This window comes from Pseudomonas sp. Tri1 (assembly GCF_017968885.1).
Taxonomy (GTDB): Bacteria; Pseudomonadota; Gammaproteobacteria; order Pseudomonadales; family Pseudomonadaceae; genus Aquipseudomonas.
The window spans coordinates 5351684-5375186 of the sequence record NZ_CP072913.1 but is presented as its reverse complement, the minus strand read 5'-3'; the positions used below and the strand labels follow the sequence as shown (position 1 = coordinate 5375186).

The following is a 23503-nucleotide window of genomic DNA, read 5'->3' as shown; positions in this document are numbered from 1 at the left end:
GCTTTGCTCGATGTCGAACGGTGCGGGCGCAGCGGTTTTTACCCACCTCATACTTAAAAGAATAAAGGGAGTCCTCCATGGGCGAGCATGATCTGAACAGACGTCAATTCATCAAGACTGCAAGTGTGGTTTCGGTAGCGGCGGCCGCCATGAGCGTGCCCTTCATCAGCGCCCGGGCCAGTGACACGCGGTTCGTCGGCAAGACCCTACGCCTGCTCACGTGGTCCGACGACACCGGGCTGGCGGCGTTGCGCAATATCGCGGCAACCTTCGAGGCCAAGACCGGGGCCAAGGTCATTGCCGACCGCACCGGCAGTACTTCGGAAATGGTGGCCAAGCTCAAGGCCGGTGGCGACCGGCCGCAGTACGACATCATCACCCTGGCTGGCGTCGGCGCCGAGGGCCTGGCCGTCGCCGGGTTGCTGGAAAAGCCTGACCTCAACCGCATTCCCAACCTGGCCGATGTGCCGGCGCAATATCGCACGGGCGCTGGTGGCCATGGCATCGGTTACCTGCTGTGGTGCAACAGTCTGGTCTACAGCACCCGAACCTTGAAACAGGCGCCGGACAGCTACGCCGCACTGTGGGACGCGGACCTGGCCCCGAACATTTTCCTGCCGCCGCCGAACTGGACCGAGGCCATGGACCTGATCATCATCGCCGCCAAGCTGGCCGGTGGTGACGAACACAATATCGAACCCGGCTTCAAGAAACTCGCCGAGCTCAAGGACCGGGTGGTGACCCTGGGGGAAAACCCGAACCAGATCGCCGAGCTGTTCCGTACCGGTTCCCTGGACATGGGGGGCTTGTACGCGCCGGCGTTTTTCCCCAAGCAGATCCGCGACCCGGCCTACGGCCTGGGGGCGACGTTTGGCATGAAGGAGGGGTTCTACACCGACCTGATGCTCTCGGTCATGCCGAAAAACCGCCCGGGTGACACTGATCTGGCCTACGCCTTCATCGACCACTCCCTCGACCCGCTGGTGCAGGGCAAGATGGCCGAAGACATCTTCAACGGCCCGGTCAACGCCAAGGCCATCATCTCCGCCGAAGCGCGCAAGAGCCCGTACATCCTCACCCCGGAGCAAATTGCCGATAAGGCGATCATGCACGACAACGCCTTCCTGGCGACGGTGCATGACCAGTGGATTCGCCGGTACACGGAAATCTTCTCTTCCTGATTCGAGCACCACTGGGTATGTGCATGGACTCTGTCTCCACCGCCGATCCACTGCGGGAGCGAGCTTGCTCGCGATAGCGGTGGGTCAGTTGGCTGGGATGTCGCCTGTGCCGCCGTCATCGCGAGCAAGCTCGCTCCCACAGGGAATAGGGGGGGGCATGGATTCTGTGACCACTGGAGATCCAGTGTGGGAGTTGGGGTGTGCATGGATTCTGTAATCACTGGAGATCCACTGTAGGGGTTGGGCTGTGCATGGATTCTGTGACCACTGGAGATCCACTGTAGGAGTTGGGGTGTGCATGGATTCTGTGACCACTGGAGATCCACTGTGGGAGCGAGCTTGCTCGCGATAGCGGTGGGTCAGTTGGCTGGGATGTTGCCTGTGCCGCCGCCATCGCGAGCAAGCTCGCTGCCACAGGGAATCGGGGCGTTTTGAGATTTGTGTTTGTTCTGTCGTTTTCCACTGACGAGACCTTGCCATGGAACACCAACCGTTAACCCATCCCCAGAGTGTTGCGCCCATGCGTCCAACCCGGGGCATTTCACCCACCAGCCGAGCCTGGCTTTTCCTGTCGCCGTCGATGTTGTTTCTCGGTGTGCTGATCGCTGCCAGCCTGTTGGTGCTGCGCATGAGCGTCGGCACCAAAGGCGCGGAGTGGAGTGGTTTCAGCCTCGCCAGTTACGGGCAGTTGCTGGAGCCCTATTACCTCAAGTCCCTGCTGCTGACCTTGCGCCTGGCATTGATTAGCGCGGTGATCGCCGTACTGTTGGCGATCCCCGTGGCCTACACCATGTCGCGCTTGGCTTCGCCGTTGTTGCGGCGGGTGTTCCTGGCGGCGGTGCTGCTGCCGTTGTTGGTCAACCTGCTGCTGCAAAGCTATGGCTGGCTGGTGATCCTCGGCCCGGCCGGCATGCTCAACCAGGCACTCATGGGCCTGGGCCTGATCAAGCGGCCGATCATGTTGCTGTACAACCAGAATGGTGTGTTGATGGGCCTGGTTCAGACGGCTTTTCCGCTGGCCGTGCTGCCCATCGCCAGCGCCATGCGTGGCGTTGCCCGTAGTTATGAAGAGGCTGCCGCCACCCTCGGCGCCAGCCGCTTCCAAGTGTTTCGCCAAGTGGTGCTGCCCATGAGCTTGCCGGGGATTATCACCGGCGCGACGCTGGTGTTTGCCTACAACGCCAGCAGCTTCGTCGTGCCGCTGCTGCTGGGCGGTCGACGGGTGCCGATGCTGGCGGTGATGGTTCACGACCAGATCGCCCCGTTGATGAACTGGCCCGCCGCGTCCGCCGCCGGGGTGGTGCTGATTGTCACCACGTTGATGATCATGACCCTGTCCGAATATTTCACCGGCCGTCGTCGGCGAATGCTGGAGGCCTCTCAATGAGCGTGTCGGGTAAAAAACGCCAGTCGCTGTTGCCGGGTGAAACCGGGCGTGCAGTGGGGCTGCTATCGGGTTTCATCCTGTTGCTGGCGGTATTGCCGATCCTGACCATGATCGTCATGTCCTTCAGCGGCGCCGCGAACCTGGACTTTCCGCCGAGCAGCTACAGCCTGCAATGGTATCGGGCCGCCTGGCACACCTTTGTGTCGCCGGATGCCAGCGATGTGCTGAGCCTGGGCCAGGCCATGGCGACCAGCCTGTTGGTGGCCTGCCTGACCATGGTGTTCGCCACACTGATCGCAGTGCCGGCGGCCTACGCGCTGACCCGTTGCGAGTTCCGTGGCAAGGCCGTGGCGCTGCAACTGATGTCGCTGCCGCTGGTGTTTCCCATGGTGGTGCTGGGCTTGGCACTGCTGCTGGTGTTCGACAGCCTGCCGTTCCAGATGACCACCTCGCGGCTGGTCATTGCCCACGTCATTTTGGCCTTGCCGTTTGTGGTGAAGAACTGCACCGCCGCCATGCTCGGCATCGGCAGTGAAGTGGAAGAGGCCGCGCGCATGCTGGGCGCCACACCGCAGCGGGCCATCGTCGATGTGGTGGTGCCCTTGATGAAGTCGGGGATTCTCGCCGGGATGCTGTTGGCGTTCATCGTCTCGTTCAACGAGTTCACCGTGACCTATTTCCTCTACACCATCGATGTCATGACCGTGCCGATCTGGATGTACAGCCGCACCGTGTCGTCGCTGGACCCCACCGTTTTTTCGTTTGCCGTACTCATCGTGCTGATCGACTTCGTGTTGATCTGGGCGTTGGAGAAACTGGTAGGCGAGGGCGGTGTTTCCTTTTGATTTCGAGGTGAAGACATGACTGGACTGATACTGGAAAACGTCGAGAAACACTACGGCTCGGCCTGTGCGGTAACGGACGTGAACCTGCATTTGCCCGAGGGCAAGCTGGTGTGTTTCCTCGGACCTTCGGGCTGTGGCAAGACCACGCTGCTGCGCATGATTGCCGGCCTGGAAAGCCTCAGCGGCGGTGAAATTCGCCTGGATGGCCAAGACATCGGCCATACCCCGGCGCACCTGCGCAATTTCGGCATGGTGTTTCAATCGTTGGCGTTGTTTCCCCACATGACCGTCGGCGAGAACATTGCCTATCCACTGAAACTGCGCGGCGTGAGCAAGGTCGAGCAACAGGCGCGGGTGGTGGAGTTGCTGGAACTGATCCAGCTCCAGGCGATGATCGACCGGCCAGTGGCGAAGCTTTCCGGCGGCCAGCGCCAGCGCGTGGCGATTGCCCGGGCCATTGCCGCCCGGCCGAAAATCCTGCTGTTGGACGAACCGCTGTCGGCCCTGGACGCCAAGTTGCGCGAGTCGATGCAAGTGGAAATCCGCCAACTGCAACAGCGCTTGAACATCACCACCATTTTGGTGACCCACGATCAGCGCGAAGCCATGACCATGGCCGACATCGTGGTGGTGTTGGGTGAGCACCGGGTGCAACAGGTCGGTACGCCGATCGAGATCTACCGGCACCCGGCCAATGAATTCGTCGCCGATTTCATTGGCTCAGGCAACATCTTCCCCGCGACCACACTGGGCAACGGGCAGGTCGGGCTGCCGGGCGGGGACACGCTGCAAGTGCCGGCCAGCCATAGCATCGTCGTTGGCGAGAAGATCAAGTTGCTGGTGCGCCCCGAAGACCTGCAACTGTCCGCGCCCCAGGCCACGGCGGGCAATCGCTTGTTGGGCAAGGTGACGTTCGTGCGGGACATCGGCGCGACCGTGGAGACCACGGTGGAGTGTTCCGGAATCTCCTTCACCGCGCTGAGTACGCCTTGCCAGGGCATGGACCTGGGGATCGGGCATGCGGTGTCGGTGACCATACCGGCGCAGGCGTGTCGGTTGCTCAGTGCCTGAGTTCAAGAGATGAGGCGCTTCTACTGGCCCCATCGCGAGCAAGCTCGCTCCCACAGGGGATCTTCAGTGAACACAGATTCTCTGTTCACAACAGACCCAATGTGGGAGAGATGAGGCGCTTCTACTGGCCCCATCGCGAGCAGGCTCGCTCCCACAGGGGATCTTCAGTGAACACAGATTCTCTGTTTACAACAGACCCAATGTGGGAGCGAGCTTGCTCGCGATGAGGCCGGCCCAGTCAACAAAAAAAAACGGATCAAACACTCAACCGCAACCGCGCCAGATCCCGCAGCGGCGGGGCGCCGAACAACCGGCTGTACTCGCGGCTGAACTGCGAAGGGCTTTCATAACCCACCCGATACCCCGCCGCCGAAGCTTCCAGCCCTTCGGCCAGCATCAGTCGCCGGGCTTCCTGCAGGCGCAGTTGCTTCTGGTATTGCAGCGGGCTCATGGCGGTCATGGCCTTGAAGCGGTGATGCAGGGTCGAGACGCTGAGGTTCACTTCCCGGGCCAGGTCATCGATGCGCAATGGCTGTTCGAAATGGCCGTTGAGCCATTTGATCGCCTGGCTGATGCGATGGCTCTGACTGTTGGCGATGGCGATTTCGTACAGCCGGTAGCCCTGAGGACTGCGCAGCAGGCGGTACAGAATCTCCCGGCGTACCAGCGGCGCGAGCATGGCGATGTCTTTCGGGCTGTCCAGCAACCTGGCCAGGCGCAGCACGGCGTCGAGCGTCGGCGTGTCCAGGCGTTCGACATACAACCCACGCCCGGCGGGTCGGGTCGGCACACCCAGGGGGCCGGCGTCGGCGATCAGTGCGGTGATTTCCGCCGGGTCAATGTCCAGGCGCAGGGCCAGGATCGGTTCCTCGGGCGAAACGTCGGCGATGCAACCACTCAACGGCATCGACACCGAGACCACCAGGTAATGGAGCGGATCGTAATTGAACAATTCGTCGGCCAGGCGCACCTGTTTACTGCCCTGGGCCATGATGCACAGCGCGGGTTGGGCCAGCACCGGGGCGAACTTTTGGGGTTTGCTGTGACGCGACAGGTTCAGCGAGCCGATGGCCGTGGCGTAGCTGCCGTCTTCGCTGGTGTTGCGGTCGATGATCGACGCCAATTCGGCGCGCTGTTGTTCCAGGTGCGTGTCCAGCGGGACGTGGGCGTGGTCGAGCGGCGACATGCCGGAATCCTCAGGAGATAGGGGCGATGGGCAAAGCTTATGTTTGTGCAAGGCGCTGCGGTAGCCACATCCTGTCGAAAGCTTGCCTGATCCTGCACGGCGCTGCGGGACGGGACGGTACAAGGCGGTGGAAACTTGCTTGAAACCTTTTGTTTCAACTTCCCGGCTTCCAACCGGATCAATGTCGGATTTTACCCTGCACGTGCGCAGGATTGTGCAATGGGTCGGCAGGAATCGACTAACGAAGCTGGCATCGCGGCGCTTAACCTTTGATCCTGTCGCAGCCTGTCCCCGGCTGCACAACGGATCACCTGGGAGGGTTGAACATGACTACACAGATCCCCGTCAGTCACATGGCTTTTGTCCGCGCCCGTGCCGGTTGTTCGAAGCAATTGGGGGCACGCCTGAGTACCCTGATCGCGCCTTCGCGCCAGGCGCCCGGTTGTCTGCACTTTGCCTTGCAACATTCCCAGTGTGATGCGGATTTGTGGCTGGTGTCCGGGCTCTGGGTCAATCAACTGGCGATGGATGCCTACTTCAATTCACCGGCCATGGCGATTTTCGCCGAGCTGGTGCAGGACCTGGTGGTGAGCAGCCTGGATTTCCACACGTTCCGCGAAGTCTCCGTCGCCCAGGCGACTGAAGGATGCCTGGCGCAGGTACACAAACTGGCCGGTTGAAGGTTTAATGAGCATCATTTTCCACTGCCAGGATGCACAAGACATGGCACGTAAAGCCTTTGAAACCTTTGAAGCTGTTTCCGCTGTGATCCCCAGAGAAGGCGGCTACCATGCCGCCATTGCCACCAAGGCCATCGGCGGCTCGGGTGCGCCGCGTTTTACCAAGGTGCTTGAACTGCAGAGCTTCAAGACCGCTCACGAGGCTGATGATGCTGCTGCAAAGGAGTTGACCCGTCTTCAGGGTGTCGACGCCGAGGGCGGATTGGTCTGGTAAACCCGCATCGATGGGAATGGCCTTGTGGCGAGAGGATAAATCCCCTCGCCACAAGGCAACCTTCTACTGGGGGCGATACATCTTGAACAGCGCCTCAGGCCCCAACTGGAAATAATCCGCCGGCCCGCCGCCGCGCAGGATTGGCTCGGCGGCGGCGGTGTCGTACACCCCGTCCTTCAACAGCCACTTGGCGATATGCACGGCGACCACTTCGCCGAGGATCAGCCAGCTTGGCACCAGGCCTTTATCCGCCCGTTGCAACTGAATGATCTGGGTAACCTTGCATTCGAAGGACACCGGGCTTTCGGCCACGCGTGGCACCTGGATCAGCCGTGACGCCACCGGCGTCAAACCCGCCAGTTCGAATTCGTTGACCTCAGGCGCGACCATCGCGCAGCTCTGGTTCATCTGCTCGGCCAGCGGTCGCGTGGCCAGGTTCCAGGCGAATTCGCCGGTCTGTTCGATGTTGTTCAGGCTGTCTTTGCGCCCGACGCTGGAGAAACCAATGATCGGTGGGATGTAGTTGAAGGCGTTGAAGAAACTATAGGGCGCCAGGTTCAGGCGGCCTTCGGCATCTTGCGAAGAAATCCAGCCGATGGGGCGCGGGCCGACGATGGCGTTGAACGGGTCGTGGGGCAGGCCGTGGCCGTTGGCCGGTTCGTAGAAATGGATGTCATCGGGCATGGCGGGGGATCCTGGAGGGCCGTTCGTAGGCGGCCAATAGTGCAAGGCTGGGCCTTTTATTTCCATATTTGGTTGATGCAAAAGATCGCAGCCTTCGGCAGCGCCTACAGGACCGTATTCAATCCGTAAGCGCTGCTGAAGGCTGCGATCTTTTTTGCTTCAACAATCAACTAATCGCTTCAGCGGTACCGGTCTTGTCGAAACCGTCAGCGGCGATGGCATCGGCAGTACCGGTCTTGTCGAAACCGTCAGCGGCGATGGCGTCGGCGGTGCCGGTCTTGTCGAAACCGTCAGCGGCGATGGCGTCGGCGGTGCCGGTCTTGTCGAAACCGTCAGCGGCGATGGCGTCGGCAGTGCCGGTCTTGTCGAAGCCGTCAGCGGCGATGGCGTCGGCGTGCCGGTCTTGTCGAAGCCGTCAGCGGCGATGGCGTCGGCGGTGCCGGTCTTGTCGAAACCGTCAGCGGCGATGGCGTCGGCAGTGCCGGTCTTGTCGAAGCCGTCGGCAGCGTAGCTACCGGTGTGGCTGCGTTCGATGGCAGCGCTGGCACCCGAGCCAAAGGAGGCGGTACCGGTTTTGTCGAAACCGTCGGCGGCGAAGGTGTTGGCGGTCAATACGGACAAGGTCAGGGCGAGGATCAGTTTGGTTTTCATGGTTGTCACTCCAGGTTCGTTGGCGATGTGTCTTGCATGGGGTGAATGCTACGCCAATTAAATTGATTGAAAATCTCAAAATAATGCTAAAACTAATCGATTAAATAGATGTTAAGGGCGACGCATATCATCGCTTCAGAGTTGCAGCGAACGTCGCGCAGATGATCGATCAGATGAGCTCAGGGTGCAGCGCCAGCATTAACGGGTGATTAATCGCTCCGTGTGACAGATTTTTCATACATTCCCGACCTGTTTTTCACCGCCGTATCTCCAGTCTGCCCCCATGGCCACCAAGAGCCCGCCATCACACACTGGAGCTTGCCCTGCGATGAATAAATTGCCCCAAATTACCCTGGCCTTCTGGGTCATGAAAATCTGCGCGACGACCCTTGGCGAAACCGCAGGGGATTTGTTATCGATGACCCTCAATGTCGGTTACGCCATCAGCTCGCTGATTCTGATCAGCGTGTTTGTCCTGACGCTGGTTACGCAACTGATGGCCAAGACCTACAAGCCGCTGCTGTATTGGATAGTGATCCTGTCCACCAGCACGGCGGGCACCACAATGTCCGATTTCATGGATCGCACCCTTGAGTTGGGGTACGCCACCGGGTCGATGATCCTGATTGCGATTTTGTTGGCGATCTTCGCCGCCTGGCGCCTGAGTGGTGATTCGCTCAACGTCACCAAGGTGCAGACCTTTCGCGGCGAGATGTTCTACTGGATGGCGATTCTGTTTTCCAACACCCTGGGCACCGCGCTTGGCGATTACTTGGCCGACGATTCGGGGCTGGGATTTGCCGGCGGCGCATTGTTGATCAGCTCGGCCATTGCCGCAGTCGTGCTACTCAAGTACTTCACCAGGATTTCGTCGGTGGTGTTGTTCTGGATAGCGTTCGTGCTGACGCGTCCCCTTGGCGCGACGCTGGGTGACTTGATGACCAAGCCCCATGACCAGGGTGGTCTGGACTTCGGCACCGTCGGCTCATCGGCGGTGTTGGCAGGGATACTGATTGTGATGATCGCTGGCGCGACCTATGCGCAGAACCGTTACGGCAACGGGCAGCGTGCCGCTGAGTTGACCTGATTACCGCGCCGCCGCGCCCACAGGTCCAGCGCAAATCCTGTGGGAGCGAGCCTGCTCGCGATGGGGCCACCACAGTCACCGTTGCAGTGACTGTGGAACCCTGTCAGTCGGTGACGATCCGCGAGTGCTTACGGGTGTCTTTCATGGTGATGTACACCAGCAGCGACACGGCGATGCACGCCGTCACGTACCAGTAGTAGCCGGTTTCCATACCGATGCTCTTGAACCACAGCGCGATGTATTCAGCGGTGCCGCCGAAGATCGACACAGTCAGTGCGTACGGCAGGCCGACACCCAGGGCGCGGATTTCGGTGGGGAACAGTTCGGCTTTCACCACGGCGTTGATCGAGGTGTAGCCGCTGACGATGATCAGCGCGGCCATGATCAGGAAAAACGCGCCCCACCAGCTCTGGATAGTGTGCAGGGCAGTGAGGATCGGCACGGTGCACAGCGTCCCGAGGATGCCGAAGGCAATCAGGATCGGCCGGCGACCGATCTTGTCCGACAGCCCGCCGATCACCGGTTGCAGGCACATGAACAGGAACAGCGTGGCGGCGGAAATGGTGGTGGAGTCGGAGATGCTCATGCCGACGGTGTTCACCAGGTATTTCTGCATGTAGGTGGTGTAGGTGTAGAACGCCAGGGTGCCACCCATGGTCAGGCCGACCACGGTCATCAGTTCCTTGGGATGGCGCAGCAAGGTGCGCATGGCGCTTTCCTTGGACTTCTCTTTCTTGGTGAACGACTCGGTTTCTTCCATGCCGCGTCGCAGATACAGCGCCACGATCGCACACAGCGCGCCGATGGCGAACGGAATGCGCCAGCCCCAGGCATACAGCTGCTCGGTGGTGAGGAACTGTTGCAGCACGATCAGCACGCCAAGGGCGATGAGCTGGCCGGAGATCAGGGTCACGTACTGGAAGCTGGAGAAGAAGCCGCGACGTTCCTTGGTGGCCATCTCGCTCAGGTAAGTCGCCGAGGTGCCGTACTCGCCACCCACCGACAGGCCCTGGAGCAAACGGGCAAACACCAGCAGGATCGGCGCGCCGACGCCGATGGTTTCGTAGCTCGGGCTCAGGGCGATGATCAGCGAGCCGAAGCACATCAGGTACACCGAGGCCATCAAGGCGCGTTTACGACCGGCGCGGTCGGCGTACAGGCCCATCAACCAGCCGCCGATCGGGCGCATCAGGAAGCCTACGGCGAAAATCGCGGCGGTATTGAGCAACTGGGCGGTAGTGTCGCCCTTGGGGAAAAAGACTTTGGCGAAGTACAACGAGAAAGCGGCGTAGACGTACCAGTCATACCACTCGACCATGTTGCCGACCGAACCGCTGAAGATCGATTTGATCCGGCTGGTGGTGGTTCTTTCACGGGCGGGCACGGCGGCCGACCCAAGGGGCAGGGCGTTGGAGTTATCCATTGAAGGATCCTTCGTTTAATTGTTTTTGTGGAGCGCGTGGGAACGCAGCCTGACAGGGCTATAGCAGGAGCTGTGCCAGCGGCTGGAGGGCCGGGCTAGAGGGGTTTGCGGCGCTGGGTGAGCGGAAATCCGCTCATTATGGCTGGGGTGTGGGCGGGAATCCGCTTATGCAGGGGGAGGTTTGTCGTCTGTGCAGGCCTCATCGCGAGCAAGCTCGCTCCCACATGTTTTGACCTGCACGCATAACCCCTGTGGGAGCGAGCTTGCTCGCGATGGCGTCAGTCCAGGCACAGAAAATTCAGCGGCTCTACAAAAACATCTCCCGACTCAACCCATGCCGCTGCATCTTTTCATTGAAGGTGCGGCGTGGCAGTTGCAGCTCTTCGAGCACCGCTTTCACATCACCTTTGTGCCGCGTCAGGGCGGCGCGCAGGCATTGGGCTTCGAAGGCCTCCTGTTGGGCGGCGAGGGACTGGCCGGGCTCGGTCTCCAAGGCGTGCGGTTGATCGAGCCCCAATACCTGACGCTCGGCGACGTTGGCCAGTTCGCGCACGTTGCCCGGCCAGTCGTGGCTGAGCAGGTGGCTCAGCTGCGGGCCACTCAGAGGTGCGGCGGCGCGGCCCAGGCGTTCGGCGGCGCTGTGGGTGAAGTGTTCGAACAGCAGGGGAATGTCCTCGCGGCGTTCACGCAGCGGCGGCAGGCGTAGCTCGGCGACGTTCAGGCGATAGGCCAGGTCTTCGCGGAACCGTCCGGCCCGGGCTTCGTCCAGCAGGTCGGGCTTGGTGGCGGCGATGATGCGCAGGTCCACGGGGATGCTCTGGTTCGAACCCAGGCGTTCGAGTTTCTGTTCCTGCAACACCCGTAGCAGCTTGACCTGTTGCGCCAGGGGCATGCTCTCGATTTCATCGAGAAACAGCGTGCCGCCGTCGGCGTATTCGAGCTTGCCGATGCGCTTGCCTTGGGCGCCAGTGAAGGCGCCGCTTTCGTGGCCAAACAGCTCCGCCTCGAACAGCGCTTCGGGAATGGCCGCGCAATTCAACGCGACGAAGGGTTTGCTCGCCCTCGGGCCGAAGTCGTGCAGGCAACGGGCGACCAGCTCCTTGCCGCTGCCGGTTTCGCCACGGATCAACACATTGACCGGCAGTGTCGCCAGGTCCAGTACTTGGCGTCGCAGGTTCTGCAGCGCTCGGGAAACCCCCAGCAGCGTCCCGTCGAGGCGGGCCCTGGCATCGGCCTGTTCATGCAAGCGACGGTTCTCCAGCACCAGCGTGCGCTTGTCCAGGGCCCGGCGCAGGCTGCCGAGCAAGGCTTCGGGGCTGAAGGGTTTTTCCAGGAAATCGTAGGCGCCGTCGCGCATGGCCTCCACGGCCATCGGTACATCGCCATGGCCGGTCAGCAAAATCACCGGCAGGTCCGGATCGCGCCGCCGCACTTCGGCCAGCAGGTCGAGGCCGCTGAGCCCGGGCATGCGCACATCGCTGAGGATCACCCCAGGAAAATGTTCCGGCAACTTTGCCAGGCATTCGTCGGCGCGGCTGAACAGCTGCACCTGGAACCCCGACAGGCTCAACCATTGCTCGACGGCACTGCGAATGCTGCCTTCGTCATCCACGACCATGACTGAATCAAGCATGTAACTGCGCCTCCTGATCGATGGGCAAGGTCACGCAGAACACTGCGCCGTGCTCATGGTTGTCCGCCGTCAGCCGCCCACCGGACTCGTGAATGATCGCAAACGAAACCGCCAGGCCCAAGCCCAGGCCATCACCCACGGCCTTGGTAGTGAAAAACGGATCGAACACCTGGGCCAGGTGTTCCTCGGCGATGCCGGTGCCGCTGTCATTGACGCTCAGGCGCCACAATTGGTCATCGGCCTCCAGGCGCACTTCCAGGCGCTTGATAGGTTGGCCGGCCATGGCGTCGAGGGCGTTGCGCAGCAGGTTGATCAATACCTGCTCGAGGCGGATCGCATCGCCGCGCACCCACGCCGGGCGAGTCAGGTGCAACACGGTGCTGACCTGTTCGTCGCGCAGGCGTGTGTCCAGTAGTTGCAGCGCCTGATCCACCACCGCCGCCAGGTCCAGGCGTTCGCGCAGGCCGCTGGGGCTTTTGCGGGCGAACGTTTTCAGGTGGCCGGTAAGGGCTGCCATGCGGGTCAGCATGTCATCCACCGGCTTGAGGGCCTTGTAGGCATCGTCGACCCGTCCGTGATCCAACAGCAGGCGCAGGGTTGCCAGTTGCATGCGCTGGGCGGTCAGCGGCTGGTTGATTTCATGGGCCAGGGCTGCCGACATTTGTCCCAGCGCTGCCAGCTTGGCCGATTGCACCAAGCCGTCCTGGGCCGTGCGCAGATCCCGAGTGCGTTCCTCTACCAAGCGTTCGAGTTCTTCGCGGCTGCGCTGTCGCAGTTTGGCCAGGCGCCAGCGCTGGTTGAGGAACAGCAGCAGGAACACCAGCGCCAGCCACAACCCAGCGGCTGCCAAACCGGCATTGCGGCGGTCTTCGAAGGCGATTTGCGGGCGACGCAGCAAGTGCAGTGTCCAGCCTTCGGCACTCAGCGGCAGGGATTCCCACAGATAGTCAGCCGGGCCATCGGGGGCTTCGACCCGGGCCAGACGGCTGTTGTCGCCAAAGTGCCGCAAGGGCTCAAAGGCCAGCGGCTGCAACGGCTGCTTGTCGTATTGGCGGGTGGCCTTGAGTTCAGCGCGGTCGCTGTCGGTCAGCGGCTGCAGGTGCCGATAACGCCATCCCGGGCGATTGGCGATGAAGACGATGCTCCGGGCATCGCTGACCAACAGGGTGTCACTGCCCTGGCGCCATTCGCGCTCAAGCTCCGGAAACTCGAGCTTCACCACCATCGCGCCGAGGAACTCGCCGTTATCGCCGGTCACCGCGCTGGAGAGGAAATACCCGGGGATGCCGCTGGTCACGCCCACCGCATAAAACCTCCCGGTACCTTGGGTGCGGGTCTGGAGGAAATAGGGGCGAAAGCCATAGTTGTGCCCCACATAGCTGCTGGGCAGGCGCCAGTTGCTGGCTGCGACGGCCAGGCCGGTGTGGTCGAGCAGTTCCAATGTCGAGGATTGCGCGGCACCGTTGATCTGTTCCAGTTTGCGGTTCAAGGCGTCCTGCTGCGCCGCACTGACCGGGCCCGTGAGGGCTGAGCGCAACTGCGGGTCCAGCGCCAGCACGGCGGGCAGGGCGCGGTAGCGTTCGATCAGGGTGTGCAACGAATTGGCATACAACGCCAACTGCTGGTTCGCCCGGCTGGCGTCTTCCTCCAGGGCCTGGCGTTCGGCGTGACGCACTGCCAGGGTGGCGGCAACCGCCGCGCCGGCAAGGATCAGCAAGGTGTACAACGACAGACGCAAGGTACGGGTAGTCGGCAGCATGCTGGCGTAAACCAGTGGAAAGTCGGGCGGGCACGATAGCATGGCGCTCGCGAAGACGGCTGCCCATCCAACATGGATGCAAGCTGACCCGCCGCTATCGCGAGCAAGCTCGCTCCCACAGGGGATCTGTGGTGATCAGCAATTTTTGTGAGCAAGCTCGCTCCCACAGGGGATCTGTGGTGATCAGCAATTTTTGTGAGCAAGCCCGCTCCCACAGGGATCTGTGGTGGACATCAAATGTTGTGAGCACAAAAAAAGGCCGGTGAGCTTGTCGCCCACCGGCCTTTTTCATAGCGGCAAAGTGCGTGTTACTGCACTTCTACCGCCAGGCTTTCACTGATCTTCTTCTGCCAGATGGCTGGACCGGTGATGTGCACCGACTCGCCTTTGCTATCGACCGCGACGGTCACCGGCATGTCCTTGACCTCGAACTCGTAGATCGCTTCCATCCCCAGTTCGGCGAAGGCCAATACCTTGGATTTCTTGATGGCCTGGGCCACCAGGTAAGCGGCACCGCCAACGGCCATCAGGTAGACAGCCTTGTTGTCCTTGATCGCTTCGATGGCGGTCGGGCCGCGCTCGGATTTGCCGATCATGCCCAACAGACCGGTTTGCTCGAGGATCTGGCGAGTGAACTTGTCCATCCGCGTGGCTGTGGTCGGGCCGGCCGGGCCGACGACTTCGTCACCCACCGGGTCGACTGGGCCGACGTAATAGATGAAGCGGCCCTTGAGGTCCACCGGTAAGGTTTCGCCCTTGTTCAGCATCTCGACCATACGCTTGTGCGCCGCGTCGCGACCGGTGAGCATCTTGCCGTTGAGCAGCACGGTTTCACCCGGTTTCCAGCTCTGCACTTCTTCCGGGGTCAGGGTGTCGAGGTTGACACGACGAGCCGACGGGCCGGCTTCCCAGACGATTTCCGGGTAGGCGTCCAAGGGTGGCGCTTCCAGCGATGCCGGGCCGGTGCCGTCCAGTACGAAGTGGGCGTGACGGGTGGCGGCGCAGTTGGGGATCATGCACACCGGCAGGGAGGCGGCGTGGGTCGGGTAGTCCATGATCTTCACGTCAAGCACGGTGGTCAGGCCACCCAGGCCCTGGGCGCCGATGCCCAGTTGGTTGACCTTCTCGAACAGTTCCAGGCGCATCTCTTCGATACGGTTCTGCGGGCCGCGAGCCTTGAGCTCGTGGATGTCGATGGACTCCATCAACACTTCCTTGGCCATCACCGCGGCTTTCTCGGCGGTACCACCGATGCCGATACCCAGCATGCCCGGTGGGCACCAGCCGGCGCCCATGGTCGGAACGGTTTTCAGCACCCAGTCAACGATGGAGTCGGACGGGTTGAGCATGGCCATCTTCGATTTGTTCTCGGAACCGCCGCCCTTGGCCGCCACGTCCACTTCCACGGTGTTACCCGGGACGATGGAGTAGTGGATGACCGCCGGGGTGTTGTCCTTGGTGTTTTTACGCGCGCCCGCCGGGTCGGCGAGGATGGATGCGCGCAGGACGTTTTCCGGCAGGTTGTAGGCGCGGCGCACGCCCTCGTTGATCATGTCGTCCAGGCTCATGGTCGCGCCATCCCAACGCACGTCCATGCCCACGCGCACGAACACGGTCACGATGCCGGTGTCCTGGCAGATCGGCCGGTGGCCGGTGGCGCACATGCGCGAGTTGATCAGGATCTGCGCCATGGAGTCGCGAGCCGCCGGCGATTCTTCGCGCAGGTAGGCCTCGTGCATCGCCTGGATGAAATCCACGGGGTGGTAGTAGGAAATGAACTGCAAGGCGTCGGCAACGCTCTGAATCAGGTCATCTTGCTTGATCACGGTCATGAGTCGCGCTCCTCTCTAAAGACGGGAACATTCAATAAGGTGCCGGCCGTTTGGGTGCATCGGTCGACGGGCGGCACCTTTTAAGGCACGCCGGGCATGCTGGCGCGACGCTAAAAAGGCGCGGCAGTATATCGCAGGCGGGCACCCTGTGGGAGCGAGCTGTCTGGATGGCGAAGGGATTTGTGTGGGAACAGGGCTTGCCCGCGATGAAGGCGATGCGGTCTTTGAGGTATCGCGGCGCCTGTTTCGCGGGCAAGCCTTGCTCCCACATGTACCCCCTCGCCACAGGTAAGCGTTCACCACAGACATCAGACAACTGCGTCATTTTGGGCCATTGCTTTGACGCCATTTTTCTGCTCCAGAATTGAATGGTCATTTGCCCTACACGCCACTAAAGTGGCGTCTGGCCTGTAGCGTAGGACGCCTCCTGTCAGTTTCCTTTCCCATGGTGAGTCAACGATTGACCCATAACGCCATCCAACGTCTTTTGCTGAAACGCTTCGCTTTGGCGGCCGCGACTTACGCGCTGGCACTGGTGTTGTTGTGGCTGGCATTTTTCAGTGGTCATTACCTCGATTCGTTGCGCGATGTGATCATCGGCAGCGTGTTGGTGGTGCTGTGCCAGGCAGGGCTGTTCGCGCTGTTTATCACCGACCGCAACCTGCGCTTCGCCGACCCCAGTCTCACTGAAATACAGGTATTGATCGGCCTGGGCTGGCAGACCTGGATGATGGCGCACCTGGACCAGGCACGGGGTGTGTTTCTGGTGTTCTATGTGCTGATCCTGCTGTTCGGGCTGTTCCATCTGTCGCGCCGGGCTTTTGTGCGCTGCGCGATGTTGGTGTTCATCAGCTTCACCGGCATTACCCTGTGGGACGGCTACTTCTTTCGGCTGTCTGACCCCACGTTGGCCGGTTTGCAGGTGTGCGTGCTGTTTATCGTTCTGGTGTGGCTGGTGTTCTACGCCCGCTACGTCCAGACCTCGCGCCAACGCATGCGTCAGCGACGATTTGCCTTGCAGGCGCACCAGGACACCTTGCGCGGCATGATGCGTCAGCTCGAAGACCTGGTGGCCACCGACGAATTGACCGGCCTGTTCAACCGCCGGCATTTCCTGCGCCTGGCGTCCCGTGAACTCAACACCCTCAGGCCTGGCATCGCCCATGGCCTGGCCTTGATCGACCTCGACCATTTCAAGCGTATCAACGACCTGCACGGCCACGCCGCCGGCGATCAGGTGCTTCAGGCCTTTGCCGGCGTTGCCACGGCCTGTCTGCGTGAAGGTGATGTGCTGGCCCGTTATGGTGGCGAAGAGTTTGTCATGTTGTTGCCTGCCTGCGATCCTTTGCGCTTGACCGCCTGTTGCGAGCGATTGCGCCTGGCGTTTACTGAGGTCGAGCTGGTCGGGCTGCAGTTGGGTTCCCTGAGCCTGTCGGCGGGTTTGACCATGCTGGAAGTGGGGGACGACCTGGATAATGCCTTGCAACGGGCCGACCAGGCCCTGTACCGAGCCAAACGAGACGGCCGCAATCGGTGTGCCGCCGCCTGGGAGAATGTCGATGCCTGAACTGACAGTCGCCGGTCGGCAATGGACGGTGGCCGCAGGCAGCAATCTGCTGGATGCGTTGAATCAGTCCGGTGTGCCGGTGCCCTATAGTTGTCGCGCCGGCAGTTGCCACGCGTGCCTGGTGCAATGCGTGGAGGGCGATGTGCGCGACAGTCGGCCCGATGCCCTGAGCCCGGCGCAGCGCGATCAAGGTTGGCGGCTGGCGTGCCAATGCCAGGTGGTCGAGGACGTGCAGATCCATACCTTCGACCCGCAGCGCGACGGCCAGGCTGCCCAAGTGGTGGCGGTGGATTGGTTGGGCCCGGATGTGTTGCGCTTGCGGATTACGCCTGAGCGGGCGTTGCGTTACCAGGCTGGCCAGCATCTGGTGCTATGGGCCGGTGACGTGGCCCGGCCGTATTCCCTGGCGAGCTTGCCGGAAGAAGACCGCTTCCTGGAGTTCCACCTCGATTGCCGCGAGCCCGGCCGATTCGTCGATGCGGCTCGGAAAATGAAAGGCGGCGATCCGATCCGCCTCGGCGAACTGCGCGGCGGAGCTCTGCATTACGACCCCGACTGGCACACCAGACCCCTATGGCTGCTTGCTGCCGGTACCGGCCTGGCACCGCTGTTCGGTCTCTTGCGTGAAGCCCTGCGCCAGCGTCACCAAGGCGCGATTCGCCTGATTCACGTGGCCCATGATGCCGCCGGGCATTACCTGGCCAAACCGCTGGCGGCGTTGGCAGCCAAGCATGAAAACCTCAGTGTCGAGCTGCTGACCGCGGCCGAGGCGCCGCTTGCGTTGGCGCAACTGCGGCTTGTTTCCCGGCAAACCCAAGCCTTGCTCTGCGGCCATCCCGACCGGGTCGAGGCGTTTGCCAAGCGCCTGTACCTGGCCGGCCTGCCGCGCAATCAATTGCTGGCCGACGTTTTCCTGCCCCGTGGTTGAGCGCTGATTTTCAGGCGCGAGACCAACCATGATGGAAAACCTTGCAGCCCCCGCAGGGTTTGGCAGTGGTCGATAAATTGAATAACCACCGCAGACCCACTGTAGGAGCGAGCCTGCTCGCGATGAGGCCAGTCCAGGCAACGCATTTATCAGAAGATAAAAACCAAAAAGCCCCGCCATTCACATGGCAGGGCTTTTGTTTTTCGAGCAGCAGGTCACTCAGACCATCGGGTCGCCAACGTGCAGGATTTTCATCCCATTGGTACCGCCGATGGTGTGATAGCTGTCGCCTTTGGTCAGGATTACCCAGTCGCCGGTTTGTACCACGCCGCGCTTGACCAGTTCATCCACCGCCGCCTGGCTGACTTCGCCCGGTTGCAGGGCGGCCGGGTCGAATGGCACGGTGTAGACGCCACGGAACATGGCGGCGCGGGCCTGGGTTTCGCGGTGCGGGGAGAACGCGTAGATCGGCACCGAGGAGCGGATGCGCGACATGATCAGCGGTGTGTAGCCACTTTCGGTCAGGGCGATGATCGCTTTCACGCCCGGGAAGTGGTTGGCGGTGTACATCGTCGCCAGGGCGATACTCTCGTCGCAGCGCTCGAAGGTCTTGCCGATGCGGTGGCTGGAGGTCTTGCTGGTCGGATGCTTCTCCGCACCGATGCAGATGCGCGCCATGGCTTGCACCGCTTCGAGCGGGTAGAGGCCGGCGGCGCTTTCGGCCGAGAGCATCACGGCGTCGGTGTAGTCCAGCACGGCGTTGGCTACGTCGGACACTTCGGCGCGGGTCGGCATCGGGTTCTGGATCATCGACTCCATCATCTGGGTCGCAACGATCACCGCTTTATTGTGGCGGCGTGCATGCAGAATGATCTTCTTCTGGATGCCCACCAGCTCGGCGTCGCCGATTTCCACGCCCAGGTCGCCACGGGCCACCATCACGGCGTCGGACGCCTTGATCAGGCCGTCGAGGGTTTCATCGTCGGCCACGGCTTCGGCGCGTTCGATCTTGGCCACCAGCCAGGCAGTACCGCCGGCTTCGTCGCGCAGTTGACGGGCGTATTCCATATCGGCAGCGTCACGCGGGAAAGACACGGCCAGGTAATCGACTTCCATTTCCGCGGCCAGCTTGATGTCGGCCTTGTCTTTTTCGGTCAGGGCCGGCGCCGTCAGGCCACCGCCACGACGGTTGATGCCTTTGTGGTCCGACAGCGGGCCGCCGATGGTCACGACGCAGTTCAGTTCGGTGGCGGTGGCGGTCTCGACGCGCATCACCACGCGGCCGTCGTCGAGCAGCAACTCGTCGCCCACGCCGCAGTCCTTGACCAGGTCCGGGTAGTCGATGCCGACCACTTGCTGGTTGCCTTCGGTCAGCGGATGGCTGGTGGAGAAAGTGAATTTGTCACCGATCTTCAGCTCGATGCGCTTGTTGGCGAATTTGGCGATGCGGATCTTCGGGCCTTGCAGGTCACCCAGCAGGGCGACGAAGCGGCCGTGCTTGGCGGCGAGGTCGCGCACCAACTTGGCACGAGCCTTGTGCTCTTCGGGGGTGCCGTGGGAGAAATTCAGGCGGGCAACGTCCAGGCCAGCCAGAATCAGCTGTTCGAGAACTTCCGGCGAATTACTGGCCGGGCCAAGGGTAGCGACGATTTTGGTGCGACGGACGGACATGCAAGACTCCTCAAGTTCAAGCGCCAGCGAAGGCTACTATGCTCTTTGGGTGTAGTCATTGTTCATATGCACTACTTTTTCGTTTGTTTTTCGAAATGAACATTCCTGAAAATTTTTGCGCCTCTATGGCTTTCACATCTGTGGCGAGGGGATTTATTCCCGCTGGGCTGCGAAGCAGCCCCAAAAAGGCCGATGCACATTAACCTGACACACCCAGGTGGCAGGCTTGAGGTCTGCTGCGCAGCCCAGCGGGGATAAATTCCCTCGCCACAAGGCACCATTTTCAGGCTGAAGATTTCTCCAGCCAGGTCGATACAGAGCTCAAGACAGGAGAACCTCCCATGCGATTCGTGCTTTTTGTTGCCCTGGCCCTGAGTGTCACGGGCTGCACCCGTTGGTCGATGAACCATCACATGAACCTGGCCTACAAGGCCTATGACCGTGGCAATTGCGAGCAAGTGATGCTCGAGTTGTCCCAGGTTGACCGCGCCAGCCGGGCCCGTCGCTATATGCAACCGGAAGTCTCGATGCTGCGCGGCCAATGCCTGGAACGGCAGAAACTGTTCGTCGATGCGGCGCAGACCTACCAGTTCATCATCACCCAATACCCTAACAGCGAATACGCCTTCCGTGCCCGCGCGCGACTCGAAACCTTGCAGAGCCTGGGGCATTACCCGACCCGCAGCGCCTCCGCGATGCGCCCCTCGGCGTCCTGACAGGGCATTCTGGGTAGTGGCCAGGAGCGCTTCCTGGCCACTACCACCTTGTATATTTTTTGTTGATGAAATGTGTCGGCATGGACTGGCCTCTCTTCCACCATGAGCTATATTTGTACAAGTCGTATTAGAGCTAAATCTCTAATGTCAAGGAGCACCTGTGACCGGCAGAGGTACAGCCTGGGCGCTTTACAAGTGTCTGGCACCGGGATCGGGGAGAGCGGGCTGGCTTGGGTTCGTTCCGAAGTATTCGTTTACCCCTGTTCGGGGTCGTTCAAAAAGCGATACAAGACATGTACAAAAAAAGGCGAATCGAGCGGCACCAGTTGCCGTGTTTCCTGCGTGTGTTTAACGGCGTCAATGACAGGCCCATCGGCTTTCTGGGCAACGTCTCTGAAAACGGCCTGATGCTGATCAGCCATCTGCCCTTGATGGTCGGGGCAGACTTTGAACTGCATTTGAAAATTCCTTCCGACGAGGGGCCGCAGCAAAACATCAAGCTGAAGGCCAATTGCCTGTGGTGCCATGAAGACGTGACGCCGATGCATTTCGATGCCGGTTTCAGCCTGCAATGGGCGCCACCGGAGTACGTGCAATTGATCAGCGCGTTGCAGCAATATTTCAGTTTTTATCCGTTGCCGGAATCGGCTTAAACCGCGGGTGTACTCAATCCAACTGTGGGAGCGAGCTTGCTCGCGAAGGCGGCGACACATTCAGCATTGATGCAAGCTGATCCACCGCTATCGCGAGCAAGCTCGCTCCCACAGGGTGAATCAGCGGTGTCGTTGGAATTGTGATTACCCGCGATCCAATGTGGGAGCGAGCTTGCTCGCGATGACGATCTCAACCACGCCATCGCAGCAGTTGTGCTCCCACTGATCCGATCAGCGCTGAGTCTTCGCCTCGTTATCCAGCAGCCTCTCCAGCAACAACACCCCCATCTCGCCCATCTGGTGAATCGCCAGGGCCAGGTTGCGCGGGGCGCCTTCGAGGTCTTCGGATAAATCCAGGATCAGCGTGCTCACCGAGCAGAAGGTTTCGTAACTGTGGGCGAGCATGCCTTCGGGGTCGGCGTCGGGGGCGACGATGAAGTAGTCCAGTTGCTTGTCGGTTTTCTTGTCGGCTTGGCCGTTGTCCGGCTTGAGGTAGTAGTCCAGGGCCCTTTGGGCGGCCTGTTCGAGTTTTTCGGGGTCGAGGGTTTCGTGGGGGATAGTGGGTCGGTGTGTGGTGGGTTGGGTGTAGCCTTGAACATGATAGGTCTCCTTGATGGGGCCTCCACCCGGTTCGCGACTAAACGAATGTAGGGTGGCGGCTGGACGCAGGTTAGTCGACCGGCGGAGACACGAAGTCCGGCGCGCCCGGGGGCGCCCTGCGTACAGCCACCATCAAGTAGGGGATAGGGGAACCCCACTGGATGACGCTTGTGCACATCGTGTCAAACCGCCGGGCGACTAAACCCGATCGCTGGATATCAGCGACGCGAATCAAGTTACGGGGCAAGACCAAGGCGCACAAGCCGGCGGATTCTGGCGGATCTGTAGTCCGTTGCGCAAGGCGCTGTAGTCACCCGGACCTCTGCTTGCTCGCTGTAGGACCTAGGCGGTCCCCGCCTTTTTCCAGGCCAGATATTGCGTCACCAATTGCGCCCCCAATTCACTGGGGCGCGCATCCAGGGTCGGGATGCCATGGGCGCCCAGTTGCTGATGCAGTTCGGCCCGCGCATTCACATAGTCCACCGTGCCGCAGTAAGCCAAGGCCTCAGGCAGTGTTTGCACCGGCACTTGGCGCAAGCGGTCGAGCGCCTCTTCCCGCAGGCTGGCCACCAGTACCCGGTGGTGTTGGCCCAGCCGTTTCACGGCGGCCAGCAGTTCCTCGTCGTCCTCATCCCGCAGATTGGTCACCAGTACCACCAGCGCGCGGCGTTTTTGCCGGGCCAGCAGTTGGGTCACGGCCGCCTGGTAGTCGGCGGGGCGTTGGCTGCTGTCGAGGTCGTACACCGTGTTGAGCAAGACGTTGAGCTGGCCGGTGCCTTTGACCGGCGCGAGGTAGCGGGTTTGCTCGCCGGCAAACGTGCTCAGGCCCACGGCGTCGCCCTGGCGCAGGGCGGTGTAGCTGAGCAACAGACAGGCGTTGAGGGCGTGGTCGAAATGCGACAACTCGCCGTCCTGGCTGCGCATGCGCCGGCCGCAATCGAGCATGAAGATGATCTGCTGGTCGCGCTCGTCTTCGTACTCCCGGGCAATCGGCGTGCGGTGGCGTGCGGTGGCCTTCCAGTCGATCTGGCGCAGGCTGTCACCTTCGCGAAATTCGCGCAGTTGATGGAATTCCTGGCCCTGGCCCCGCCGTTGCCGCTGGCGGATGCCGAGCTGGCTCAGCCAGTTGTCCACCGCCAATAACTGGCCTTCGTAGAGCCTGGCGAAATCTGGATAGACGCGGGTCCCATCGGTCGCGTCCAGCAGGCGCTTGTCGGTCCATAGGCCTAACGGGCTCGGCAGGTTGATTTCGCACTGTTCGAAGGTGAAATGACCACGCTTGAGCGGGCGCAGGCGGTAGCCAACCTGGTTGTGCTGGCCGGGTTGAAGCTCGACCGATAGGGGCAGGTTTTCGAAGTCCAGGCCGTCGGGTACGTGATCGAAGACCTGAATGTCCAGCGGTTGCGCAAAGTCGTGGCTGATCTCCAGGCGGACTTCACTCCAACGACCCAGCGCCAGGCTACCGGGCATCTGCCGTTGCACACGGGGCGAAGGCAAGCGCCTGAGCCGCACGGCGTCGAGCAGCGCCAGGGCGAGCAAGGCCAGCAGCAACCCCCAGTTGATCGACAGCAGCGTCGAGGGCAGCGCAACGCCCAACGCCCGCAGCGTGCCCAGCGCGATGCCGAGGGCCAGGAGGATGGCGAGCCAGGTTAGCAGCAGGCGGGAGGGTTTCATG

The 23503-nt window shown here is 61.5% G+C and carries 20 protein-coding genes and 1 pseudogene; 11 read left to right on the top strand and 10 right to left on the bottom strand.

Features of this window, described 5'->3' with window-relative positions; translation table 11 throughout:
* Positions 1-77 precede the first annotated feature (77 nt).
* From J9870_RS23340 to J9870_RS23325, 4 genes are all read left to right on the top strand, one after another.
* Entirely contained in the window at positions 78-1181 is a 1104-nt protein-coding gene (locus J9870_RS23340) for an extracellular solute-binding protein (protein ID WP_210640501.1), read from the top strand.
* Between the two features lie 478 nt (positions 1182-1659).
* Complete coding sequence (locus J9870_RS23335) at positions 1660-2568, top strand: ABC transporter permease (protein ID WP_210640499.1); 909 nt, start codon at positions 1660-1662, stop codon at positions 2566-2568.
* Positions 2565-3413 carry an ABC transporter permease gene (locus tag J9870_RS23330; RefSeq protein WP_210640497.1) on the top strand — a complete coding sequence of 283 codons (849 nt, stop codon included), beginning with the start codon at positions 2565-2567 and terminating at the stop codon, positions 3411-3413. The genes J9870_RS23335 and J9870_RS23330 overlap by 4 nt, the downstream gene beginning before the upstream one ends.
* 15 nt (positions 3414-3428) lie before the next feature.
* Entirely contained in the window at positions 3429-4484 is a 1056-nt protein-coding gene (locus tag J9870_RS23325) for an ABC transporter ATP-binding protein (protein ID WP_210640496.1), read from the top strand.
* 256 nt (positions 4485-4740) lie between these two features.
* Here J9870_RS23325 and J9870_RS23320 read toward each other — a convergent pair whose 3' ends face one another.
* Complete coding sequence (locus tag J9870_RS23320; protein ID WP_210640494.1) at positions 4741-5670, bottom strand: AraC family transcriptional regulator; 930 nt, start codon at positions 5668-5670, stop codon at positions 4741-4743.
* 326 nt (positions 5671-5996) lie between these two features.
* On the opposite strand from J9870_RS23320, the gene J9870_RS23315 reads away from it, so the two are divergent.
* Positions 5997-6350 (top strand): antibiotic biosynthesis monooxygenase, encoded by a 354-nt coding sequence (locus tag J9870_RS23315; RefSeq protein ID WP_210640492.1) that lies wholly within the window; start codon positions 5997-5999, stop codon positions 6348-6350.
* Between the two features lie 43 nt (positions 6351-6393).
* The gene (locus J9870_RS23310) at positions 6394-6624 is read left to right on the top strand and encodes a hypothetical protein (RefSeq protein WP_210640490.1); all 231 of its coding nucleotides are present in this window, start codon (positions 6394-6396) and stop codon (positions 6622-6624) included.
* 63 nt (positions 6625-6687) lie between these two features.
* Here J9870_RS23310 and J9870_RS23305 read toward each other — a convergent pair whose 3' ends face one another.
* Both J9870_RS23305 and J9870_RS23300 read right to left on the bottom strand, forming a co-directional pair.
* Positions 6688-7308: a flavin reductase family protein gene (locus J9870_RS23305; RefSeq protein WP_210640488.1), complete on the bottom strand. Its 621-nt coding sequence runs from the start codon at positions 7306-7308 to the stop codon at positions 6688-6690.
* 159 nt (positions 7309-7467) lie between these two features.
* Positions 7468-7959 carry a hypothetical protein gene (locus tag J9870_RS23300; protein ID WP_246883044.1) on the bottom strand — a complete coding sequence of 164 codons (492 nt, stop codon included), beginning with the start codon at positions 7957-7959 and terminating at the stop codon, positions 7468-7470.
* A gap of 328 nt (positions 7960-8287) precedes the next feature.
* Here J9870_RS23300 and J9870_RS23295 point away from each other — a divergent pair, with 328 nt between their 5' ends.
* Complete coding sequence (locus J9870_RS23295) at positions 8288-9046, top strand: hypothetical protein (RefSeq protein WP_210640487.1); 759 nt, start codon at positions 8288-8290, stop codon at positions 9044-9046.
* Between the two features lie 103 nt (positions 9047-9149).
* Here J9870_RS23295 and J9870_RS23290 read toward each other — a convergent pair whose 3' ends face one another.
* The 4 genes from J9870_RS23290 to J9870_RS23275 all read right to left on the bottom strand — a co-directional run bounded on the left by J9870_RS23290 (position 9150) and on the right by J9870_RS23275 (position 15693).
* Positions 9150-10469: an MFS transporter gene (locus tag J9870_RS23290; RefSeq protein WP_210640486.1), complete on the bottom strand. Its 1320-nt coding sequence runs from the start codon at positions 10467-10469 to the stop codon at positions 9150-9152.
* Positions 10470-10776: 307 nt separating this feature from the next.
* Positions 10777-12102 carry a sigma-54 dependent transcriptional regulator gene (locus tag J9870_RS23285; protein ID WP_210640484.1) on the bottom strand — a complete coding sequence of 442 codons (1326 nt, stop codon included), beginning with the start codon at positions 12100-12102 and terminating at the stop codon, positions 10777-10779.
* Positions 12095-13861, bottom strand: a complete 1767-nt coding sequence (locus J9870_RS23280) for an ATP-binding protein (protein WP_210640476.1) — start codon at positions 13859-13861, stop codon at positions 12095-12097. The genes J9870_RS23285 and J9870_RS23280 overlap by 8 nt, the downstream gene beginning before the upstream one ends.
* Before the next feature lie 308 nt (positions 13862-14169).
* Entirely contained in the window at positions 14170-15693 is a 1524-nt protein-coding gene (locus J9870_RS23275; RefSeq protein ID WP_210640474.1) for a fumarate hydratase, read from the bottom strand.
* A gap of 460 nt (positions 15694-16153) precedes the next feature.
* Between J9870_RS23275 and J9870_RS23270 the strand changes: the two genes are divergently transcribed.
* Positions 16154-17260 (top strand): GGDEF domain-containing protein, encoded by a 1107-nt coding sequence (locus J9870_RS23270; RefSeq protein ID WP_210640472.1) that lies wholly within the window; start codon positions 16154-16156, stop codon positions 17258-17260.
* On the top strand, positions 17253-18188 hold the full coding sequence (locus J9870_RS23265; RefSeq protein WP_210640470.1) for an iron-sulfur-binding ferredoxin reductase: 936 nt from the start codon (positions 17253-17255) through the stop codon (positions 18186-18188). Before J9870_RS23270 ends, J9870_RS23265 begins: the two co-directional genes overlap by 8 nt.
* Before the next feature lie 219 nt (positions 18189-18407).
* Here J9870_RS23265 and pyk read toward each other — a convergent pair whose 3' ends face one another.
* Positions 18408-19859, bottom strand: a complete 1452-nt coding sequence (pyk, locus tag J9870_RS23260; protein WP_210640468.1) for a pyruvate kinase — start codon at positions 19857-19859, stop codon at positions 18408-18410.
* Positions 19860-20200: 341 nt separating this feature from the next.
* Here pyk and J9870_RS23255 point away from each other — a divergent pair, with 341 nt between their 5' ends.
* Together J9870_RS23255 and J9870_RS23250 are read left to right on the top strand one after the other, a co-directional pair.
* Positions 20201-20575: a tetratricopeptide repeat protein gene (locus J9870_RS23255; RefSeq protein WP_210640466.1), complete on the top strand. Its 375-nt coding sequence runs from the start codon at positions 20201-20203 to the stop codon at positions 20573-20575.
* Positions 20576-20868: 293 nt separating this feature from the next.
* Positions 20869-21228, top strand: coding sequence for a PilZ domain-containing protein (locus tag J9870_RS23250; protein ID WP_210640464.1), 360 nt, complete (start codon positions 20869-20871; stop codon positions 21226-21228).
* 231 nt (positions 21229-21459) lie between these two features.
* Here the strand turns inward: J9870_RS23250 and J9870_RS23245 are convergent.
* A pseudogene (locus J9870_RS23245) lies at positions 21460-21827 on the bottom strand (DUF6124 family protein).
* A 343-nt stretch (positions 21828-22170) separates the two neighbouring features.
* Positions 22171-23502 carry a DUF58 domain-containing protein gene (locus J9870_RS23240; protein ID WP_210640462.1) on the bottom strand — a complete coding sequence of 444 codons (1332 nt, stop codon included), beginning with the start codon at positions 23500-23502 and terminating at the stop codon, positions 22171-22173.
* Position 23503 lies beyond the last annotated feature (1 nt).

What these genes read in the sequence shown, in the direction of transcription:
- J9870_RS23325 (WP_210640496.1), top strand. Translation starts at nt 3,429, where the DNA reads ATGACTGGACTGATACTGGAAAACGTCGAGAAACACTACGGCTCGGCC.
- J9870_RS23310 (WP_210640490.1), top strand. Translation starts at nt 6,394, where the DNA reads ATGGCACGTAAAGCCTTTGAAACCTTTGAAGCTGTTTCCGCTGTGATC.
- J9870_RS23265 (WP_210640470.1), top strand. Translation starts at nt 17,253, where the DNA reads ATGCCTGAACTGACAGTCGCCGGTCGGCAATGGACGGTGGCCGCAGGC.
- J9870_RS23340 (WP_210640501.1), top strand. Translation starts at nt 78, where the DNA reads ATGGGCGAGCATGATCTGAACAGACGTCAATTCATCAAGACTGCAAGT.
- pyk (WP_210640468.1), bottom strand. Translation starts at nt 19,859, where the DNA reads ATGTCCGTCCGTCGCACCAAAATCGTCGCTACCCTTGGCCCGGCCAGT.
- J9870_RS23305 (WP_210640488.1), bottom strand. Translation starts at nt 7,308, where the DNA reads ATGCCCGATGACATCCATTTCTACGAACCGGCCAACGGCCACGGCCTG.
- J9870_RS23320 (WP_210640494.1), bottom strand. Translation starts at nt 5,670, where the DNA reads ATGTCGCCGCTCGACCACGCCCACGTCCCGCTGGACACGCACCTGGAA.
- J9870_RS23315 (WP_210640492.1), top strand. Translation starts at nt 5,997, where the DNA reads ATGACTACACAGATCCCCGTCAGTCACATGGCTTTTGTCCGCGCCCGT.
- J9870_RS23280 (WP_210640476.1), bottom strand. Translation starts at nt 13,861, where the DNA reads ATGCTGCCGACTACCCGTACCTTGCGTCTGTCGTTGTACACCTTGCTG.
- J9870_RS23335 (WP_210640499.1), top strand. Translation starts at nt 1,660, where the DNA reads ATGGAACACCAACCGTTAACCCATCCCCAGAGTGTTGCGCCCATGCGT.
- J9870_RS23330 (WP_210640497.1), top strand. Translation starts at nt 2,565, where the DNA reads ATGAGCGTGTCGGGTAAAAAACGCCAGTCGCTGTTGCCGGGTGAAACC.
- J9870_RS23240 (WP_210640462.1), bottom strand. Translation starts at nt 23,502, where the DNA reads ATGAAACCCTCCCGCCTGCTGCTAACCTGGCTCGCCATCCTCCTGGCC.
- J9870_RS23255 (WP_210640466.1), top strand. Translation starts at nt 20,201, where the DNA reads ATGCGATTCGTGCTTTTTGTTGCCCTGGCCCTGAGTGTCACGGGCTGC.
- J9870_RS23275 (WP_210640474.1), bottom strand. Translation starts at nt 15,693, where the DNA reads ATGACCGTGATCAAGCAAGATGACCTGATTCAGAGCGTTGCCGACGCC.
- J9870_RS23250 (WP_210640464.1), top strand. Translation starts at nt 20,869, where the DNA reads ATGTACAAAAAAAGGCGAATCGAGCGGCACCAGTTGCCGTGTTTCCTG.
- J9870_RS23295 (WP_210640487.1), top strand. Translation starts at nt 8,288, where the DNA reads ATGAATAAATTGCCCCAAATTACCCTGGCCTTCTGGGTCATGAAAATC.
- J9870_RS23300 (WP_246883044.1), bottom strand. Translation starts at nt 7,959, where the DNA reads ATGAAAACCAAACTGATCCTCGCCCTGACCTTGTCCGTATTGACCGCC.
- J9870_RS23285 (WP_210640484.1), bottom strand. Translation starts at nt 12,102, where the DNA reads ATGCTTGATTCAGTCATGGTCGTGGATGACGAAGGCAGCATTCGCAGT.
- J9870_RS23290 (WP_210640486.1), bottom strand. Translation starts at nt 10,469, where the DNA reads ATGGATAACTCCAACGCCCTGCCCCTTGGGTCGGCCGCCGTGCCCGCC.